Here is a 19,819-nt window from a genome sequence, read left to right as displayed (position 1 = left end):
AGGAAGGAATCCTTATGGACAAGATGGGCGTAGAAGACGTTATTGAGATGTTTGAGAGCGTAGCTGCTATTTTCGCTGAGAAGAAAGAAGAACTCTGCGAGATGGATGCCGCTATGGGCGATGGTGACCTAGGCCTGACGATGAATAAGGGTTATGCCGCACTGCCTGGCTTGCTTCGCGATAACTCTGCCGAGGGTGATATTGGCAAGATGCTTGCAAAAGGTGGCATGAAGATGTCCTCGGTTGTTCCGTCAACAATGGGCACCTTGATGAGCTCGGGCATCATGGGCGCAGGTAAGGCTCTCAAGGGCAAGACCGAGCTTGAACCTGCTGACCTTATCACCTTCTATCGTGCTTTTGCTGATGGCTTGGCAAAACGTGGCAAGACTCAGCTGGGCGACCGCACCATTCTTGATGCGCTGGACGCAGGTGCAGTGAAAGCTGCAGAGGTAGATCCCGCAGAAGGCTTCTTGGCTGTTGCCACTGCTGCGGTTGAGGGTGCCAAAGCAGGCGTTGAGGCTACCAAGGATATGATTCCTAAGTATGGTAAGGCGGCAGTTTTTTCTGCTAAGGCCAAGGGCGTTGCGGACCAGGGTGCTGTGGCTGGTTGCTATCTTGATACAGCCATCTTGAACTACTTCCAGGCCAAAAACGCTTAGTTTATCCCTTTCCGGCGGGCGCGATGGGCCTTTGGCTGTCGCGCCCGTTTTTTCTAGCTTTTAAAGGAGATCCAATGCTATATAACGATCCTAAAACCTTTCGTGAGGAAATGCTCAAAGGCTATGCAGCTGCCTATCCTGAATATATTGTTCAGGTGCCAGGTGGTGTAGCTCGTGCTACTGAAATGCCTGAGGATAAAGTTGCCGTTATCAATGGTGGTGGCTCGGGTCACTATCCTGCATTTTGCGGTATTGTTGGCGACGGATTCATGGATGCAACAGTGGTAGGTAATGTCTTTACTTCACCTTCTACCGATGATGTTTTGCATGTAGCAAAGTCTGTCGAGCATGGTATCGGCGTCTTTATCGTTGGTGGTAATTACGCTGGCGACAAGATGAATTTCAACCTCGCGCGTGACGCTATGCGCAAGGAGGGAATCGATGCGCGTACCTTCTACATTACCGATGATGTAGCTGCAGCAAAGCCCGAAGAATGGGAAAAGAGACGTGGCAACGTCGGCACTTTTACCGTATTCAAGTCGGTGGGCGCCGCTGCGGCTGAGGGCAAAAGCCTTGATGAGCTTGAGCGTGTGGCAAAGCTTTCCAATGATCGCGTGCGTACGATGAGCATGGGTTTCCGTGGCTGTACATTGCCAGGTGAGAGCGCACCCTTATTCCATGTACCCGCAGGCAAAATGGAGGTAGGTCAGGGCATTCATGGCGAGCCTGGTGTTGGTGAAGCAGATCTTGCGTCTGCAGCAGAGGTGGCAAAACTGCTAGTAGACCGCGTATTGGCAGAGGCTCCAGCAGACGACAACAAGCGTATCGCTGTTATTCTTGATGGCTTAGGTTCCACTAAGTATGAAGAGCTTTTTGTGGTATGGGGCACCGTGCGCGACTTGCTTGAAGAACGCGGATATACCTTGGTTGAACCCTTGGTGGGCGAGTTTGTCACCAGTCTTGATATGGAAGGCATTGCACTTTCTGTTGAATTCTTAACCGATGAGTTGGAGCGCTACTGGAAAGCTCCTGCATCCACTCCTGCATTCCGCAAGGGTGCAAGCGAAGGGCTGTCTGGTGCTCGTCGTGAGTATGCTGCAGTAGCCGACGCAAGCAAGAGCTACGTTGCGGGTTCCGAGGCTTCTCGCGTAGCTGCCTCCTATATCGTTGATGCGTTTGACCGCGTGAAAGCAGCGATTGCTGAGGCCGAGCCTGAACTTGCAAAGATTGACGGTGTAGCAGGCGATGGCGATCACGGTCGCGGCATGGTAAAAGGAACGACTTTTGCTGCTGAGGCAGCGGCCGAAGCGTATGCCGCAGGTGCCGCTGCGGGTTCTGTGCTCATCGAAGCAGGTAAGGCTTGGGCATCTAAGGCCGGAGGTACCTCCGGAGTGCTGTGGGGAGAAGCCCTCGAAGCTGCTGGCAAAGTTGTGGGAGACAACGCAGACAGCTACGATGCCACGATTGCGGCAGCTGCAACCAAAGCTGCATATGAGCGTATGCTTGAGCTTGGTGGCGCACATCGTGGTGACAAAACCATGCTAGATACCCTTATTCCTTTTGCCGAAGCACTTGAGGCTGCAGCACAAGATGGATCTTCTCTTGCTGATGCGTGGACAAGGGCGTCTGAGGTTGCCGATCAGGCTGCCAAGGATACAGCACAGCTTGTCCCCAAGGTTGGTCGCGCGCGTCCTGCGGCGGAACGTAGTTTAGGCACACCCGATGCGGGAGCTGTGTCAATGGCTTTGGTTATTCGCACGGTGATGTAGTGAGGAGTTAGCGTACGAGTAGGCTCTACATAATCTAGAATGCTGTGCAACATGAGCGTCTTTCCTGCTTGTGCTCTCTAGCAAACGAGGATGATACAAAAAAATAAGAGGGATGCTTTGGGTTGACTCTAAAATTTCTAGAGTCAGCCCATCGATATATGAGCCATCAAGTAAGAGTAGGGGGTCTATACTTTGGTCCATAGCAAGCAGTAATTCTAAAGAGATGATGAGAGGCGAGAGTACCCGCATGCGAAAACGACAGGCTGACATAGTTTGGGGAGCTCTCATAGCGCTTGCTTTGATAGTTATACGACCCTGGCAGAGAGGGGATGCGCCAAGTCCGGGCATATTTATGTATTTTGCGGGCGGAATAATTATTGGAACTATTTTATGTCGCAAGTTTTTACAGTCTCATCATTCAATTTCAGCGAGAAGAGCTCGCTGGATTTTTGTTGCTGGATTTCTTACTTGCTTCGTTTCGATATTTCTTTTCATTGATGATTTGTTTAATGTGATGCATATTCAGGGACTCATTTTAAGGGTCTGGATTATAGAAGTATTGCTTCCGATATGTCTCGTTGCCCTTGGTATTCTTTGCGTAGCATCATATATGGCGAGAGCATTGAGACGCACTCAAGAAGGACAACAAGAAGCTCATAGTGCAGTTATTCCTTATGAGTTTCCCCTTCTGATGCTTGCAGGATTTTGCCAGTCTATCCCGCAGGTTTTTCCCGAACAACTGTCGGTTGGTTATTATGTGCTATCTGCCATTGCAACGTTTTTTGCAGTATGCGTTTTGTTGCATTGCCTGACCCCATTTGAGCAATCACCTGAAAACACAGCGATGGGTAAGAATGCTGAAGTAGAATACGCGCTTAGCCAAGCAGTTCAGGAGTTTAGATTATTTGCCTGCGGTCTTCTTATGTGGGATGTGGTAACTCGCGTAGTTAATATGACAGTTGTTGGCATGGGCGCATGCGTACTTCTTATTCTCGCGTTCATATTACTTGTGAAATCAATGCATGAGTTGCAGAGGCAAAAGGGCTCCCCCGTTGTTGTATCGATGCCAAAAGAAAAATCTGATATTGTACGCGTAGCGTGTATAGAGGCTGGTCTTAGCGAGCGTGAAATTTCAGCAATTGAACTGATGCTGGCAGGAAAAACTTCCTCTGAGTCCGCCGAAGTGCTTGGTATTAGTGCACCTACGGTGCGCACATATCTCAGACGATCCTATAAAAAGCTTCATGTTGCCGATGCCCAAGAATTGGAATCACGTTTTCAGGACAACAAAGAGAACAATCTTGACTCGGTATCAGAAACAATAGCGAAGACCTGCATAGAGCAAAGCGAAAAAATTATAGATAGTGTACAAGCAAACAAAATTCAACAATTATTGTGTTTGCCGATTTATGTTTGGTTGTGCGGCCCGTTATCGTTAGCTTATTTGCTGCTCTTCCCAATCGGAGCTGCTATGCATCCGTGGGGTTTAGGGCGTCATATAACGCTGGGCGTTGCCTGTGCCTGTATTTTATTTGGTGCCTATAAACGATATCTTTTTACTCGTCGTTTTGATGAAGCATCAGAAGTTCTTAACGAGACGAGTACAAAGCGATATTGGATACTCTTTAGCTTGTGTCTTCTATGGGCAGTGGGTATCTGTGCGGTATATCACCTGAATTATGTCCAGACAGAAGACTGGCCTAGGGACTCAATAACATCCTTATGGTATCTACTTGCGTTTGCAATCCTTATGGTTTGCTTACTGATGTGTGCACGTATTGCCATTCGAACGATATGTATTTCTGATCTTGTATACGCCATTTCAAGCGCGTCATGTTTCGTAGCATTTTCTTCGTTTGGTACTATTTGCTGGGTAATTGCAGTTGGTATTGCCTCAGTCCTCTCGATAGCCTTTATCCGATTGTCTGGGAAGATGACAGAAAATGTGGGAGCTCTTCAAGCGGCGAGTGACCAGCCATCATTTTTTAGCGAAGCTTCTCCTGCGAACTTTGCAATGTTTGTTGTTGCGTTTGGGATTGGCGTCACATTTGAGGAAACGTGGCGTATCTCTACTTGGCTTTGTATGTTACCCATGCTTGTTCCGTTTATTACGACTTTAATTTTATTTTCAGGAATGATGTTCGTAAAACAAAAAAGCGATAAGCAACTTATGCCTCTAATTATTGTCTCTATGGCTAGTTTGGTGTTGGTGTTGCAACAGGGGATCTGGAGCATTTGTCCACTTGTTGTTTTTATCTGGTGTGCGCTGATGCTTGCGCAGTTTTTGGTGGCGTATAACGAAGGCGACCACTCAGTAGCCAGAGCCTCTTCATTACCAGGATATTTCATCTGCTTTGGTTTGGGTATCGTCGCAAGTTTGGTTGCAGTTGATAAATACGCACAGTTACTCTCAGCGCATCAAAGCTATCTTTCTTGGCTGGGCGGACCGACTGTGTTACGACAGGCTTTTTTGTTTTTCGCTGGTGTGGTATCAGTGTTTTCGAGTGCAGCTACAGCTGTTTGCGGCATGCATCTCTATAACAGAATTGCGAGTAATGAGCTTTTAGAGAAGTTGCCTCTTTCTACTGACGAGCGCATACTTCACTATCTGGAATCCCGCGGTTTGGACGAGATTCAGTCTCGCGTATCGTTGGGCATCGTGCGCGGTTTTAGTATAAAAGAAATTGCTACCCGTATGGGCTACTCTCCTTCCGCAATAGGTGCCGCTCGAACCAGTGCCTATAAGGTACTTGATGTTCATGAGCGCAAGGGTCTAGTGAACTGTATATTGCGAGGTATAGGCATGTAATCAGCCATCCTTCCTAACTCTAGTGCCCTGATGACTAGTAAAGAGTGAGCAGCTAACCAATCATTGACCTCACTAAGGGCGCCCGAGAAATTACAAAAGGAAGGATGAGATTATGTTGCACAAAAAGCCCTTCGCTTTAACGATTGCTGCAGCGCTGGCAATGCTTCTCTCATGCATGCCTAGTTTTTCATGTTAGAAGGAGCTGCTGGTGAATATTAAAAAAAGCGAAATGCGAACCATCAGATTGCTTGCGGTACTTATTGGCATAGCTGCCATAGCTTATGGTGGGTGGCTTTCCTACCAATATGTTCTAGCCAGGCAGTCTGATCAGATAGTAAAAGAATTTAAGAGGGATAAAAGATTTAAGGGGTCCATGCATCAGACTCTGACTTTAGATTCTAAAAAAGACGTGGTGGATATCCCAGACGGAGATCCAATGGGTGTGTATTACGACTGGTCTGGCGTAATGCAGGCGACTGTAGATTCATACAAGGTATTTGATAGTCCTAAAGAGGCTGGACTCAAGGTTGGTGAATATGGGGTTACACCAACAAATGACAAAAAAAGTAAATTTGCACTTGTAACGTTTACCCTCAAGAACGTGAGCGCTACTCCTAGTGGAATCTTGGGCAATCACGATGGGTATAGTGTATCTGTATTTCACCATAACGCGACTAGTGAAATAGATTACTTTAACCTTGCGACACACGCACATTCTGAGCATGAATATTTAAATTATGAGCTGGGAATTGGTGAAGAAAAACAGATAGAGTTGGGATTTTATCTTGATCCAGACTCTGATGAGAATTCTTCAGAGTTTGTGATTGGTATTGATGGCTCTGCAGTGCAGTATCACATTCCGCTTGTTGAAGAGGCGGAAGGTGATAAGAAATGAGTCAGCTTCTCAAGATTGAGTTCTCCCGTGCATTTTGCAATAGAAAGTATTACGTAGCTCTCTTTATCGTTGTTGCTCTGGCATTAATAAGTGCCCTGTATGGAATTCAGCGTCACGAAATGTTACTTATGAAAGAGGCTTCCCCTACGGAGTGGGGAGCAACATCCATGGATGGCTGCTACGTTTATTGGATGTCTCTTGATGATGTGGTGCCCTTTGAGGGGCTGCTCTATCAGCTTGCTCCACTGCTCGCTACTATTCCTTATGCATGCTCCATGCGCCAAGAGCTTGACTTTGGCTATGCAAACCACATATTTTCCCGTACTCCACGCAGCAAGTATTTCATAGCAAAATATCTTGCAACTTTTGTTTCGGGGGGATGTGTCACCCTTATTCCCTCTACAGTGAATTTTGTAACGCTTGCGTGCTTTGTTCCCGCATATGTACCCTCGGTTGAGCAGCTTTTGTATACTGGCGTCTATCCTGAAATGCCTTGGTCACATCTTTTTTATACCAATCCATTGCTCTATGTTGTTCTATATTCGCTTGTGGCTTTTTGCCTTTGTGGGCTATGGGCTGTGGCAGTACTTGGGTTGTCTTTTGTTGTACATAATCGTGTCGCGCTAGTTTCTGGTTCCTATCTTGTTGCGCTTTTATCGGGCTTTGTATCCACGCGTATATATGTAATGCTGGGCTATGTTGTATTTCCAGAATTTAGCTTAATAGAACTGATGAGGGCATGCGAGGTAAACCTCTCTCACACGTTCTTTGTTATGGGCGTTTGGGCATTTACTTTGCTTGTAGTATCTCTTGCCCTCCCCATGTTCAGACTTGGGGATGATGTATTGTGAGCAGGTTTGCAAAATTTTTCTTGCTTGATGTCAGGGAAGGTCTACGACGTACGTGGCTCTGGTGGCTACTATCTGCAATAGCAGTTTTCTTTTTGGCATTTTCTTTCTTTTGGAATGCTGCAACAGCTGGTGATGAAAATCTTGCTTCGCAGCTTACTATGGGGGACTATTTTTTTAATCTTGTTGCAGGGGGGAATGCCTTTAATTCTCTCAGTTCTACTCCGTTTAAGCTTCCTATCAGTTGGTTTGTACCTTTATTGTTGTTGGCTTATATCACCTTATGGTATCCCTACCGTGACCTAATGGGTTCAGGTAAAGCAATGATGATCGCGAGCGGGTCAAGATGGGCGTGGTGGCTTGCAAAATGTGCTTGGATAATTGTCTGTGTTGTGAGCTATTGCCTGATTGCGCTGGTAGTAACCGTTGTGTTTGCCCTTATTGCAAGATGCGATAAATCTTTACACGCAACATTTTTAGCTGCGATGTTATTGCGTTTCCAAGATGCTGTTAACGTTGACCTTGCAAGCTATAATATTGTGTCATTTTTACGTACGGTACCCATAGGTATTTGTGCCTTATGTTTGTTACAGCTTACGATTTCTTTAGTAGCACGACCCCTCTGGGGTTACGTGACAACGGTGAGCATTTTGTTTATCTCTGCTTTTATAGAGCACCCCCTCCTTTTGGGCAGCAATTTGATGGCCATTCGCAGTACAGCCTTTGCTGCGCATGGGATCACCTCCGAATGGAGCCTTGGTTTGGGTGTAGCAATCACGCTGCTTTCAATTTTTCTTGGGGGCTATTTCCTTACAAAGACAGACATCCTCGAGAAAGAAGCTTGATATGTCAGTAGAAATTAATAATTTGAATAAAACAATCCATGGTGTGACTATCCTTAGCAATATCTCAATGAGCATGCCTTCTGGATGTGTGACTGGTTTGGCTGGAGTTAACGGATCAGGTAAAACAATGCTCATGAGAGCAGTAGCTGGGCTTATACGTCCAAACTCTGGAACGATAGATATAGATGGGAATCGTTTATGGCGTGATATTTCCTTCCCGCCAAGTGTTGGGCTGTTGATTGAGAATCCTGCCTTTTTGGACGATCGCACTGGCTTGGAAAACCTGCAGATCTTGGCGTCTATAAAAGGAATTGTGCAAGAGAACGCCCTTCGCCAAGCTCTCGAGGAGGTTGGACTTGAGCCAGATGATAAACGCAAGTTTCGGAAATATTCTCTCGGGATGAAACAGCGCTTAGGAATAGCGGCTGCAACGATGGAACAGCCAAACCTACTGCTTTTGGATGAGCCAACAAATGCCCTTGATTCTGATGGTGTTGTCCTGTTCAAACATATTCTCGCTAAGGCTCGCGCAAGAGGTGCAACATGCATAGTTTCTTGCCACGATGCTTCTGTGTTGCGGGAAGTTTCAGACAGTATTTACTACCTCGCGGAGGGTCATATTGATGGCTATGAAGAATTGACCTCTGTTAACAATCTACAGAGGAGCTGACTGCTATGAGTAAGAAAAGAATCCCGCTATTTGTGGCTAGCTTAATTGTGGTAACTGCGCTGATAGGAGTGCGCATTTGGTGGATAAACGCGCATCGCATCGAGACTCCTGTGCAATCTTTTCCCATGAACCAAGAGATAAAACTAGACGGTGCATTTCTTGATGATATCAGTGAGGACACAAATGGGTATTCGCTCGTTGTCAAAAAGGCACAAATTATGTCTGCTAACGAATATCTGCAGCGTTATTCTCGCGATGATGTGAAGAGTGTCGAGGGTGGGGATACACCGAATACGCGAGTTGTTCTTGAAGTTGAGTTCCGCAATTCGGGAAGCACGGGAGCATTTAATATCATCAGTTCCTGGGTAACAGGTAAGCCTAGTCGTAATACCTACTATCGTACGGATACGGAGCTTTGGGAGCATCGTGAAACCAAAATTGGCGGGAACTACGCGGCAGTATCGATAAAGGATGGCACTACATATACCACTTTCATACCGTTCTATATGCTGACTAACCCTCCTTTTCTTTCCCCTTATAAGGAGAAGGCTTCTACCTATGCAACCATTAATGAAAAGGAATTCGACTACCTGATTGCGACAAAACCTCAGCAGATGAGGGTTAATGTGCATGTTTAAGGATACTTCTTTTTTATAAAGAGAGGGTGAACTCTGACGTGCAAGCGATTAGATCGCTCTGATCTTTATGCCAACATCCTATTAATTGAAGGCCAGCACAATGGACGACGCATATATTGTTGCGCCGTCCATTATGCCCGCAACGTCTACTGTGCAGTTGTCTCCAGTTCTTTGGTGTAAGGTTATACGCGGATAGTCGTGAGAAGGCGGAAGGATGCACATGAGAAGGCGGCAACCCGATATCGCATGGGGAGCCCTCATGGCTGAAACTCTGCTTACTACACGGCTTTGGCAGGGAGATGGACTGGGATATCCTGGCATATTTGCCTACCTTGCAATGGGCATCATTGCAGGCGCAGTGTTCTATAACAAAATCGCACAAACAGACTTTTTTACAGTGGCTCATGGAGATGTAGTTTTACTTGTCTCTGGATATGTCGTAACGACATATACCGCACTGTTTTTTGCGATATATTCTACAGGATTTATAGAGCTTCCGTTTATGGGTGAGCTGTATTGGGTATGGGAACTCCTGCCCCAGACACTCATCATAATTTCTGGTGCCCTTTGCACCATGAGCTTTGCTGCACGTGCCCAAACTTATGCTGATAAGGCAATTCAAGAAGAAGATTTGACAGTCCGCTATGGGTTTTCTTTACTTCTGCTTGCAGGATTTTGTCAATCAGTCTCGCAAATTTTTCCAGAACATCTATCACTTGGGTATAACCTTATTTCCACAGGTATCGTGCTTGTTGCAACGCTTGTGCTGCTTTATTGTGGTACCCCACAGATTGACGATATAGCTTGTGAAGAAGACTCCGGAACTGATGGCGAGTCCGCGAAAATACAAACAACTGCTGCAGAGCGGATACCTACAAAAGAAGAAATGATTGCAAAGGCACATGCTCTGGAAGAAGGTTTTTTACAGGCAGACAAGCTGGCAACACAACGCGCTGTCTATATGGGACTTTTTGCCTGCGGACTCTTTATATGGAATGTCGTGACACGAGTTGTAAGTATGTTTGCGGTGGGCGTTATCGCTTGTATGCTCCTTGCTCTCCTTTTGATACTGCTTGCCTTATCGCTTTGGGGTATGAAAAAAGATTCCATAGCCCCCACTGAAGATAACCAGCTGAAGAAAAAGCTTGCTGAGCTGAGAACGTTGTGTGTTGAAGCAGATCTCAGTGACCGCGAAACGGCGGCAGTTGAGTTGATGCTTAAAGGAAAGACATCTGCAGACTCTGCCGAAGAACTAGGCATCAGTGCGTCAACAGTCCGTACCTATCTCCGACGTTCCTACAAAAAACTTGGCGTTGTTGATGGTCAGGAACTCATGTCGCAACTTAATTGGGCAGATGATAGTACAAGCGCTCGTAGTGAGGAAGAGCCTCAGGCTAATGAGAACCACAGTTTTCAAAACATCGATTCTTTGGCAGATGTTTCTCAAGGTGAGTGGGGGCTGTCTGGGCAACTGGAATGGATGCAGCGGCTAAGTTTGCCAAGTTGGCTACATCTCCCGAGATGCCTTGAGCTTTGTGGACCTATTTCACTTATTTATTTACTCTTATTACCCATAGGCGCCACCAATCAGCTCTGGGGCTCAGGTCGCCATATCGTACTTGGCGTTGCTCTTGCCTTTGTTGTATGCGGCGCTCTGCGTTTGTATGCAGAGTTTCATCAGACAGAAGAAAAAGATGAAGAGGACGCTGTAGCCTTTAGTGGTATAGAAAAATTTTTATTGGTTGTAGGCATCGTTTTTATGGTTGGCATATGTGTAAAGTACACCCAAACTTATATACGCGTAAAGGATGACGGGTTGTTGGACTTTGCTGCCCTAGGGTATCTACTCGCGTATTTCAGTCTCACTTCATGTATTTTTTTATGTATCAGAGCAGCAATTCACACAAGTCGTGCATGTGAATTTATACAGGCTATTGCTGTTGCAGCGGGGATGATGGCCTTTTCGTTATTTGGAGACATTACTTGGCTTATTGCGATTGCTGTGTCAGCGGCTTTTACGGCTTTATTTGTAGTCGATACTACGTGGATAGTGAGTGATGGAAATACATATGAGCTAAAAGGGGAGTGCTCCCAACGGATGTCTCAGCTACAAACTGGTGCGATGCACGTGGCTACTATAGGTGCTGCCGAGCGAATATCGCTCTGCCTACTCGCCTGTGCACTTGGTTTCGTTTTTGAGGAGTCGTGGAGAATTCACACGCTGCTGTGCGCGCTCCCTGCGTTTGTTCCATTTATAGCAACGTTGGTATTCCTGTCGGGATTTATACTGATAAAACACCGTATAGCACGCCTTCTGATTCCTGTAAGTATCGTCTGTGTGAGCGGGATGCTACTGATAGCGCAGCAAGGCATTTGGAATATATGCCCCTATATCATTTTTGCTTGGTGTCCCATGGTGGTTGCGGCCGTATTCGTGCACTATCCGTGGCTGTCCTCCATTTTAGAAGAGCTATCTCCAGTAAATGGATTATCGTCTGTGCGGCATATCGCGTCGGTTTGTCTTATTTGTTTTGGCGTTGGAGCAGTTTTTGGCTCAATTGCAGTTGATAAGTATGCAACCTTGCTGATAGCAAATTCATACTACTTTGAATGGTTGGGTGGCCCCACCATCCTAAGGCAGATTTTTTTGTTTTGCTCGGGCATGGGATCGGTGTTGGCGTGTGCCGCAGCCATCTTCTGCTACGTACAGATATCTGGCAGGATTTCTAGCTATGAGCTGACCGATAAACTGCCTCAGTCACTGGACGAGCGTATTCTTTATCTTTTTGCATCCCGAGGACTCAGCGAAATTCAAGCCCAGTCGTTACTTGGCGTAATTCGCGGACGTACAACAAGAGAAATCGCTTCTCACCTGGGATATTCCTCTTCTAGTATTAGCGCGGCGCGTTCAAGTGGCTACAAAATTCTTGGCATCTCAAGTAGAGATAAGCTTGTTGACTTTGTTTCACATGGTTTAGGCATGTAAACAGCCCGTTCTTCCAACTCTGGTACCCCTGTTGACTAGCGCTACACGTGCTATCGCACAACAATCTGCCTTAGTACAGGCACCCGGAGACTTTGAAGAGAGGAAGAGGCATGCAACAAGGTAGAAAGCGCTGTTGTTGGAAATGGGCTGTGGCGGTAGCGGTATTACTCATGTGCGTTCCAGTTAGTCCCGCGTTCGCACATCCAATCAATGAAGATGATGTTAATCCTCTTACAACGCCCCCCGAGACAAAAATCTTATTGAGGCGTATAACAGACGACGAATACTATGCATTCGAGTTATCGGCATTTAATCGTGGGCAAAGCACGCCGGGGCGGAAAAAAGACGACACAAGTCCCACGTATGTAAACATCGCATATTTAAATAACTCAAATTACAACGGCACGGCAAGGATGTATGTAGACGGAGCCAAAAGCAAAACAGGCTCATGGAAAAACATGACTGTTGGCGGCTATGCGCCCATACTGAAGAAAGGGCAGTGGTGCATACACAACAACGTGAAAGAAAGTGGATATGACTACGCACGTCTGAGAGGTTGGTTTGTTAGGGGATCTAAGGTAACCGTATCGGGTGTTTGGAGTCCTGACAGCATGTATTCATATCCATCGATGAACTAGCTTCTTGTTAAAAAACTAGGAATAAAATTATGAATCACTGAGGTTATGCATTACGTTTCCGGGTGTCTTTATCGACTTTGAAAGAGTTGTTTGAGGGAGAGTTATTGTGGCAAGGATAGCTCAAATCACAAAAAGTGAGAAACGTGCCTTAAAGTTGCTTGTAGCTTTTACCATAGGATCCGTGTTGATATATGGAGCTTGGCTTACCTATCAGTATGCACTTTTAAGACAAGCTCACCAAGAGGCCAAGGAATTTGAACAGAGTGAAAATAAGCGTATGCATGGAGCAATGCACACAACAATTACCCTTGACTCCAAAAAAGATCTAAAAAAGACATCATCAGGCGATTCATATGGCGTGTTTTATCCATGGTCTGGAACGATGCAAGTTACGGTTGATAAGTACGAATTGTTTGATTCTCCAAAAGATGCGGGTCTTGCCGTTGGAGAGTACCATGAGTTATCGGCTGAGTTTAAGACATATGGATTTGCACTTATTACCTTTAGACTAAAAAATATCGATGCGAAGCCTTTTCATAGCGACGATGATACATTTCATAGCAGTGTCTTTAAATACAATTTGGGATCGGATGTTTCCTACTTTAATAACTCAGCTTATACACTTGGACAGCCAGAATACCTTCACTTCAGATTAGATCCAGGTGAAGAAAAGACAATGGTTTTAGGGTTTTATCTGGACACCGATCCTTCAGACCAGCCAGCCGAGCTCACTATTGGTGTTGCTGGGTCAGAGATGTACCACCACATCTCCCTGAGTACAGAGAAAGATGACAAGTAATGATTCGCTTGCTAAAAATGGAGTTATCACGCGCTTTTCGCAATAGACTATACTATGCCGTTCTTGCTGTAGGCATTGTCTTGGCTCTGTTAAGCGCAATTCCTGGTATTCAAACCCATTTCGACATGATTCCAAAGCAGCTTTCTCCAACGAGCTGGGGTCCAACGAATTGGGATAGCTGTTATGCCTTTTGGATGTCAGTGCATAATGTGGTTCCGTTTGAGGGTTTGTTTTATCAGTTGGTGCTTCTGCTTGCAGCAATTCCTTATGCCTGCTCGATGCGTCAGGAGCTCGAATTTGGATACGCAAACCAAGTGTTTTCACGTGTAAGTCGCGTAAAATATTTTGTTGCAAAGTATATTGCAGCCTTTATCTCAGGCGGTCTTGTTGCCCTCATTCCGTCTACGATCAATCTTATAGTACTTGCCTGCTTTGTCCCAACATATACTCCTTCGATTGAAAATGTTATTTATACAGGTGTCTACACCTCTGCCCTCTGGTCAGAAATTTTTTATACAAATCCGCTGTTATATTGCGTGCTTTATTCGGCTATTGCATTTTGTATGTGCGGCTTGTGGGCAGTAGCCGTGCTCGGGCTATCTTTTCTTATTCGCAATCGCGTCGCGCTCATTTCAGGCACATATCTCGCAGCCATTCTTTCCGATTTTATTTCTGATCGCTTATATCTGATTGCTAGTGGAGTGGCTCATCCTGAATTTGGGTTGCCGCAGCTCATACGGGCATTCGAAAGAGACGCTACACACAGTCTCACCATAGTAGGCATTTGGATGTTGCTTCTTTTAATTCTATCGCTGGTGCCTTCACTATTAAAATTAAAGAGAGATGTATTATGAGCAGGTTTTTTAAATTCTTTATGCTAGATATCAGGGAGGGTTGGCGCCGCTCGTTAGCATGGTGGTTAGTTGCAGCAGGGGTTTTTCTTATTCTTCCGGTTGCATTTTATTTAAGCACACTAAATCTACGAGCAGAAGGCATAGCAGCTCAATTTACCTTAGGAGATTACTATTTTAATCTTACTGCGGGTGGGCTTGCCTACGATCCGACAAGCTCAACACCATTTACGCTGCCTATTAGCTGGTTTGCCCCCATTCTTTTGTTAGCATATATCACCCTGTGGTATCCCTATCATGATCTTATGGGTTCGGGCAAAACCATGATGATTGCAAGCGGCTCACGCTGGTCGTGGTGGCTTGCAAAGTGTGCCTGGATAATTGTTTATGTTTGCATTTATTGCCTTATTGGATTTGTATTGACAACATTTTTTGCGCTGATTATTGGATGTGATCATTCTTTTATTGCAACAGATACATCAGCTTTATTACTTAGATTTGATAGCGTAATAAACTTCGATGTTACCAGTTACGATATCATGTCATTTCTTTATGTGGTGCCCGTGGTGCTCTGTGCACTCTGCATGCTGCAGCTTGCGATATCACTGCTTTTTCGTCCGCTGTGGGGCTATGTAGTAACGATTAGCATTCTTTTTGTGTCAGCCTTTTCGGGAAATCATTTTTTATTGGGCAATTCTTTGATGGCAATTCGGAGCACTGTGTATGTTGCGGATGGCGTATCACCCCTATGGAGCACCTGCCTTGGATTGATAGCGATAGTGGCCTCTGTGGTTATTGGGGGCTATTTCCTTACAAAGACAGACATCCTCGAGAAAGAAGCTTGATATGTCAGTAGAAATTAATAATTTGAATAAAACAATCCATGGTGTGACTATCCTTAGCAATATCTCAATGAGCATGCCTTCTGGATGTGTGACTGGTTTGGCTGGAGTTAACGGATCAGGTAAAACAATGCTTATGAGAGCAGTGGCAGGACTTATACGCCTAAACTCAGGAACGATAGATATTGATGGAAAACGCCTCTGGCGTGATATATCCTTTCCTCCAAGCGTGGGTGTACTTATTGAAAACCCAGCATTTCTTAATGACCGCACAGGTCTAGAAAACCTACGTATCTTGGCTTCCATTAAGGACTTGCTACAAGAAGACGATCTGCGACAAGTCATTAAAGAGGTGGGCCTTGACCCAGATGATAAGCGTAAGTTTCGCAAATATTCCTTGGGTATGAAACAGCGCCTAGGTATTGCTGCTGCAATAATGGAGCGTCCAGACCTACTCTTGTTAGATGAGCCTACCAATGCGCTAGATTCTGATGGTGTGGCTATGTTCAAACGCATAATTGCCCGTGAACGTGAGCGTGGTGCAACCTGTGTCATCTCTTGTCACGACGCATCAATACTGCGTGAGCTCTCCGATCAAATCTACTACCTTGCAGAAGGCCATATTGATGGTTATGAAAAGCTTGAGCCTGCCACCCACCTTGCGAGGAGCTAAACACTATGAGCAAAAAAAGAACTCCTTTTGTACTAGCTGCCTTAATTGTGGTGACTACTCTTATAGGCATACGTATCTGGTGGGTTAATGCCACACGTATTGAGACTCCAGAGCAAACGTTTTCGATGAATGAAGAAGTAAAACTAAACGGAGCCTTTATTGATGATATTAGTGAGGATACCAACGGCTATTCTCTTACAGTCAAAAAGGCACAAATTATGTCTGCTAACGAATATCTGCAGCGTTATTCTCGCGATGGTGTGACAAGTGTTGAAGGTGGAGACGTACCCAATACAAGAGTTGTACTTGAGGTGGAGTTTAAGAATTCTGGCAAAAAAGACGGTGGTAACTTCAACTATATTTCTTCATGGGTAGTAGGGAAGCCCGACAAAAATACATTCTATCGCACAGACAGCGAGCTTTGGGAACATCGTGAGACCAAAATGGCAGGTAAGAATTATACGGGAATTGGTGTAAGAACGGGCACTTCTTATATCACGTATTTACCTTTTTATTTAATTCGTGATGAGGGGCAAGAGTTTTTTGGTCCAGCTGAAAAAATGGACTCCGAATTTGCAACGGTTAAGGAAAAGGAATTTTACTATCTTTTGGCAACAAAACCCCAACGCATGGTTGTTGATATACATGTCTAGGTAAATATTGGTTAGAAGTGCTATACCACCCTTTTCCCGCATCTAAAAGGAGACGGCATAAACTTAGCAAATCGCTTGTCGTGTCACTTTATATGCTCAAAGCCAATCCACCTTGGAGTGAATTGGCTTTTTGTTTGTACTGCCTAATGACTGAATTGAGCTTCTGCACGAACCCTTAGAGGTTGGCCTCAATTTGGCTGATAAGGGAAGATTTGGGCATGGAGCCAACAAACTGCTGGGCCACCTCGCCACCCTTAAAGAGAATTAAGGTGGGGATAGAGACGATGCCGAACTGCTGAGCAAGCGCAGGTTCTTCGTCAACATTGCACTTATACACATTGAGTTTATCGGCCATCTCGTCGGAAACTTGCTCGACAACAGGACCCATTGCGCGGCAGGGGCCACACCAAGATGCCCAAAAGTCTACAAGGACGGGTTTGTCGCTGGACTTAATATCGTTAAAGTTGCTAGTGGTGAGCTGCTTGCTTGCCATGGTTGGTTCCTCTCGTGAAAGTACCGCATACAATACGGGATGCGCCAGTTTTAGGCGCGCTTATTTCCTTGCTTTGACGTATACCCAATTTCTTACGCCGCAATCGCTCATGTAGAATTGTTTGTGAAGAATACGAAGGAAAGGCGGCGGACGTTCGTGGTTGCCAGTCAATCAAGTCGGCGTAAGGCATACCTTGCCAAGACGCAAGCGGAACTTGCGTCGCTGGCGGGGCGTGGCGTGGTAATGAGCGGCAATGCTTTTTCATCGCTGCTGCTGGTGAAGGGTGACCTATCACCTGAGGAACGTGCGGGCGGCGAGCTGCTGGCTGGTGCCGATGGTAAGGCGTTGCGACAGGCATTTGCGGCGCTGGGTTATGCGCCTGAGGATTGGACTGCGTTATCAGTGCTGCGTGCAGATGGCAGTGTTATGCAGTCAGAGCTTTTTCGTGAGGCAGTGGCAGCACTGGAGCCTACAACGCTGGTGGCGCTTGATGAAGTTGCAGCGGACGTTGTGCGTTCTGCTTATGTGAATCAGCTGGCGGAAGTTGAAGAGTTGGACGCGGCACTGCTTAAGGCTGGTCTGGTTGTACGCGTGTTGGGTATGCGGGTGTTAAACTTGGGCGGTTTTGCAAAGTCGCTGGAAGATCCACAACGCAAACAGTGGGCATGGGCCTGCCTCAAGCGAGTTCCACCGCTGGGTGAGCCATATTAGGCATGGCGATACGAGCCATAGCGGCCCTAGCGACATGTGGGCGTGAATGCGATTTTCTGAACTATTTCATTGGCTGCAGCCCAAACTCCGCTGAATTGTTTCATTGGTTGAATCCCAAACTCCGCTGAACAATTTCATTTGCATAAGATTCTCTGACAACTGGGGCGCCCAGGTCAAAAATTGGGTGATACGGTGGTAGGCTATGCATAGGTAGCACTGTATGCCGCAGGCAGATCCTGCGGCAGGAAAAGGAGTAGCTATGGCAGCAATTTCCGCACCTATTGATGCGACCCAAACTCCCGCATGGCAAGCACTTCAGGAACATCACGACAAGATGGTTGCTGATGGTTTTAACCTAAAGCAAGCTTTTACCGAGGATCCTCAACGCGTTCAAAAACTCTCCTTTGATACTTCGGATTTGCATTTTGATCTGTCGAAAAATTTGATTGACGATACTACGGTGTCGCTGTTGGCGGACCTTGGACGTGCGGTGGCCCTAGAGGCTCGTCGCGACGCCATGTATGCGGGCGAAAAAATTAACACTACCGAGAATCGTGCAGTGCTACACACAGCCTTGAGGCGCCCCGCCGCCGATAAGGGCAAGGTTATGGTGGATGGGCAGGATTGTGTTGCTGACGTGCACGAGGTGCTAAATCGCATGTATGCCTTTGCTGAGCGCGTCCGCTCTGGCGAGTGGCGTGGTGTGAGTGGCAAGACCATCAAGCACGTGCTCTCAATTGGTATTGGCGGCTCTGATTTGGGTCCGGTCATGGTGTATGAGGCGTTGAAGCCTTATGCGACTGCGGGTATTGACTGCCGCTATGTCTCAAACATTGATCCTAATGATATGGCAGAAAAGACTCGTGGTCTGGATCCTGAGACAACACTGGTCATCATTGTGTCCAAGACGTTTACGACGCTTGAGACATTGACCAATGCGCGTGAGGCAAAGACCTGGCTGCTCAAGACCTTACAGGAGGCGGGTGCTATTGATGGATCAGACGAGCAAGCGGCTGATGCAATTCGTAAGCATTTTGTTGCTGTGTCGACCAATCTTGAGCTAGTTGAAAACTTTGGCATTGATCCTGAGAATGCCTTTGGTTTTTGGAGTTGGGTCGGCGGTCGTTATTCGGTTGGTTCTGCAGTGGGCCTGTCGTTGATTGTTGCTTTGGGACCCGATGTCTGGCGTCAGTTCCTTGAAGGTTTCAACGAGTTGGATGTCTACTTCCAAGAGACGCCGCTTGAAAATAATGTTGTGGCGCTGATGGGCTTGCTGAACGTTTGGTATAACAACTTCTGGGGAACTACCAGCCATGCCGTGTTGCCGTATTGCCAGTACCTACATCGTTTCCCTGCTTATTTGCAGCAGCTTACGATGGAGTCCAATGGCAAGGCAACACGTTGGGACGGCACACCGGTGACGTGTGCCACAGGTGAGATTTTTTGGGGTGAGCCTGGTACCAATGGCCAGCACGCTTTCTACCAGCTAATTCACCAAGGAACTCGCAAGATCCCTGCGGACTTTATTGCTTTTGCCAATACGGCTCATCCTGTTGTTGATGGTGACCAAGATGTACACGAGCTTTTCTTGGGTAATTTCCTTGCGCAGACCAAGGCACTAGCCTTTGGCAAGACTGCAGATGAGGTGCGTGCTGAGGGCACTGCTGAATGGATGGTGCCTGCGCGTGTGTTTGAGGGTAATCGTCCAACAACCTCTATTTTTGGTGAGGCTTTGACGCCACATGCTCTTGGTGAGTTGATTGCGCTTTACGAGCATATTACCTTTGTTGAGGGTACGGTGTGGGGTCTTGACTCCTATGACCAGTGGGGCGTTGAGCTGGGCAAACAGCTTGCAAAGCAGATTACGCCCGCTTTCCATGACGATGAGGCGTTGGCGACTCAGGATGCAAGCACACAAAGCCTGATTGCTTATTATCGCACCCATAGAAAGTAAGTGCTTTTAACTTGGTGTGAAGTAGCCTCAGCTTGAGTGAACTACCTCCCATTTCCTGTGCCCAAAAATGGGAGGTAGTTCACATA

At 46.4% G+C, this 19,819-nt stretch carries 18 protein-coding genes; 17 read left to right on the top strand and 1 reads right to left on the bottom strand.

Translation table 11 applies throughout. From position 1 onward, the window contains the following. Nucleotides 1–14: 14 nt before the first annotated feature. From HMPREF9069_RS03620 to HMPREF9069_RS03550, 15 genes are all read left to right on the top strand, one after another. A complete protein-coding gene (locus HMPREF9069_RS03620) occupies nucleotides 15–659 on the top strand; it encodes a dihydroxyacetone kinase subunit L (RefSeq protein WP_021625794.1) in 645 nt (214 codons plus the stop codon). Nucleotides 660–733: 74 nt separating this feature from the next. After that, entirely contained in the window at nucleotides 734–2,428 is a 1,695-nt protein-coding gene (locus HMPREF9069_RS03615; protein WP_035438374.1) for a dihydroxyacetone kinase family protein, read from the top strand. A gap of 247 nt (nucleotides 2,429–2,675) precedes the next feature. Further along, on the top strand, nucleotides 2,676–5,237 hold the full coding sequence (locus HMPREF9069_RS03610) for a LuxR C-terminal-related transcriptional regulator (RefSeq protein ID WP_232204035.1): 2,562 nt from the start codon (nucleotides 2,676–2,678) through the stop codon (nucleotides 5,235–5,237). Between the two features lie 208 nt (nucleotides 5,238–5,445). After that, nucleotides 5,446–6,132, top strand: coding sequence for a DUF5027 family lipoprotein (locus HMPREF9069_RS03605; protein WP_035438370.1), 687 nt, complete (start codon nucleotides 5,446–5,448; stop codon nucleotides 6,130–6,132). Then, the gene (locus HMPREF9069_RS03600) at nucleotides 6,129–6,983 is read left to right on the top strand and encodes an ABC transporter permease (RefSeq protein WP_021625790.1); all 855 of its coding nucleotides are present in this window, start codon (nucleotides 6,129–6,131) and stop codon (nucleotides 6,981–6,983) included. Before HMPREF9069_RS03605 ends, HMPREF9069_RS03600 begins: the two co-directional genes overlap by 4 nt. Beyond that, the gene (locus HMPREF9069_RS03595; protein WP_021625789.1) at nucleotides 6,980–7,825 is read left to right on the top strand and encodes a hypothetical protein; all 846 of its coding nucleotides are present in this window, start codon (nucleotides 6,980–6,982) and stop codon (nucleotides 7,823–7,825) included. Before HMPREF9069_RS03600 ends, HMPREF9069_RS03595 begins: the two co-directional genes overlap by 4 nt. Before the next feature lies 1 nt (nucleotide 7,826). Further along, nucleotides 7,827–8,495 carry an ATP-binding cassette domain-containing protein gene (locus tag HMPREF9069_RS03590; protein ID WP_021625788.1) on the top strand — a complete coding sequence of 223 codons (669 nt, stop codon included), beginning with the start codon at nucleotides 7,827–7,829 and terminating at the stop codon, nucleotides 8,493–8,495. Between the two features lie 5 nt (nucleotides 8,496–8,500). Continuing rightward, nucleotides 8,501–9,133 (top strand): DUF5028 domain-containing protein, encoded by a 633-nt coding sequence (locus tag HMPREF9069_RS03585; RefSeq protein WP_021625787.1) that lies wholly within the window; start codon nucleotides 8,501–8,503, stop codon nucleotides 9,131–9,133. A gap of 220 nt (nucleotides 9,134–9,353) precedes the next feature. Further along, a complete protein-coding gene (locus HMPREF9069_RS03580) occupies nucleotides 9,354–12,119 on the top strand; it encodes a helix-turn-helix transcriptional regulator (RefSeq protein ID WP_232204034.1) in 2,766 nt (921 codons plus the stop codon). 110 nt (nucleotides 12,120–12,229) lie between these two features. After that, nucleotides 12,230–12,757: a DUF2712 domain-containing protein gene (locus HMPREF9069_RS03575; RefSeq protein WP_021625785.1), complete on the top strand. Its 528-nt coding sequence runs from the start codon at nucleotides 12,230–12,232 to the stop codon at nucleotides 12,755–12,757. Nucleotides 12,758–12,863: 106 nt separating this feature from the next. Beyond that, complete coding sequence (locus tag HMPREF9069_RS03570; protein ID WP_021625784.1) at nucleotides 12,864–13,556, top strand: hypothetical protein; 693 nt, start codon at nucleotides 12,864–12,866, stop codon at nucleotides 13,554–13,556. Further along, nucleotides 13,556–14,410: an ABC transporter permease gene (locus tag HMPREF9069_RS03565; RefSeq protein ID WP_021625783.1), complete on the top strand. Its 855-nt coding sequence runs from the start codon at nucleotides 13,556–13,558 to the stop codon at nucleotides 14,408–14,410. Before HMPREF9069_RS03570 ends, HMPREF9069_RS03565 begins: the two co-directional genes overlap by 1 nt. Next, a complete protein-coding gene (locus HMPREF9069_RS03560; RefSeq protein WP_156894154.1) occupies nucleotides 14,341–15,252 on the top strand; it encodes a hypothetical protein in 912 nt (303 codons plus the stop codon). The genes HMPREF9069_RS03565 and HMPREF9069_RS03560 overlap by 70 nt, the downstream gene beginning before the upstream one ends. A 1-nt stretch (nucleotide 15,253) precedes the next feature. Next, nucleotides 15,254–15,922, top strand: a complete 669-nt coding sequence (locus tag HMPREF9069_RS03555; RefSeq protein WP_021625781.1) for an ATP-binding cassette domain-containing protein — start codon at nucleotides 15,254–15,256, stop codon at nucleotides 15,920–15,922. Nucleotides 15,923–15,927: 5 nt separating this feature from the next. Further along, nucleotides 15,928–16,575: a DUF5028 domain-containing protein gene (locus tag HMPREF9069_RS03550; RefSeq protein ID WP_021625780.1), complete on the top strand. Its 648-nt coding sequence runs from the start codon at nucleotides 15,928–15,930 to the stop codon at nucleotides 16,573–16,575. 175 nt (nucleotides 16,576–16,750) lie between these two features. Here the strand turns inward: HMPREF9069_RS03550 and trxA are convergent, their stop codons facing one another. Then, nucleotides 16,751–17,068 (bottom strand): thioredoxin, encoded by a 318-nt coding sequence (trxA, locus tag HMPREF9069_RS03545; protein WP_021625779.1) that lies wholly within the window; start codon nucleotides 17,066–17,068, stop codon nucleotides 16,751–16,753. Between the two features lie 156 nt (nucleotides 17,069–17,224). Between trxA and HMPREF9069_RS03540 the strand changes: the two genes are divergently transcribed. Both HMPREF9069_RS03540 and pgi read left to right on the top strand, forming a co-directional pair. Then, on the top strand, nucleotides 17,225–17,779 hold the full coding sequence (locus HMPREF9069_RS03540) for a hypothetical protein (protein WP_035438368.1): 555 nt from the start codon (nucleotides 17,225–17,227) through the stop codon (nucleotides 17,777–17,779). A 259-nt stretch (nucleotides 17,780–18,038) separates the two neighbouring features. Further along, complete coding sequence (gene pgi / locus HMPREF9069_RS03535) at nucleotides 18,039–19,733, top strand: glucose-6-phosphate isomerase (protein ID WP_035438366.1); 1,695 nt, start codon at nucleotides 18,039–18,041, stop codon at nucleotides 19,731–19,733. The last annotated feature ends 86 nt before the right edge of the window (nucleotides 19,734–19,819 follow it).

Origin of the sequence: Atopobium sp. oral taxon 810 str. F0209, from assembly GCF_000466405.1 — a bacterium.
In the GTDB taxonomy this organism is placed as follows: Bacteria; Actinomycetota; Coriobacteriia; order Coriobacteriales; family Atopobiaceae; genus Olegusella.
Note: the sequence above shows the minus strand (reverse complement) of the source record. Positions and strands in the feature narration are given on the sequence as shown.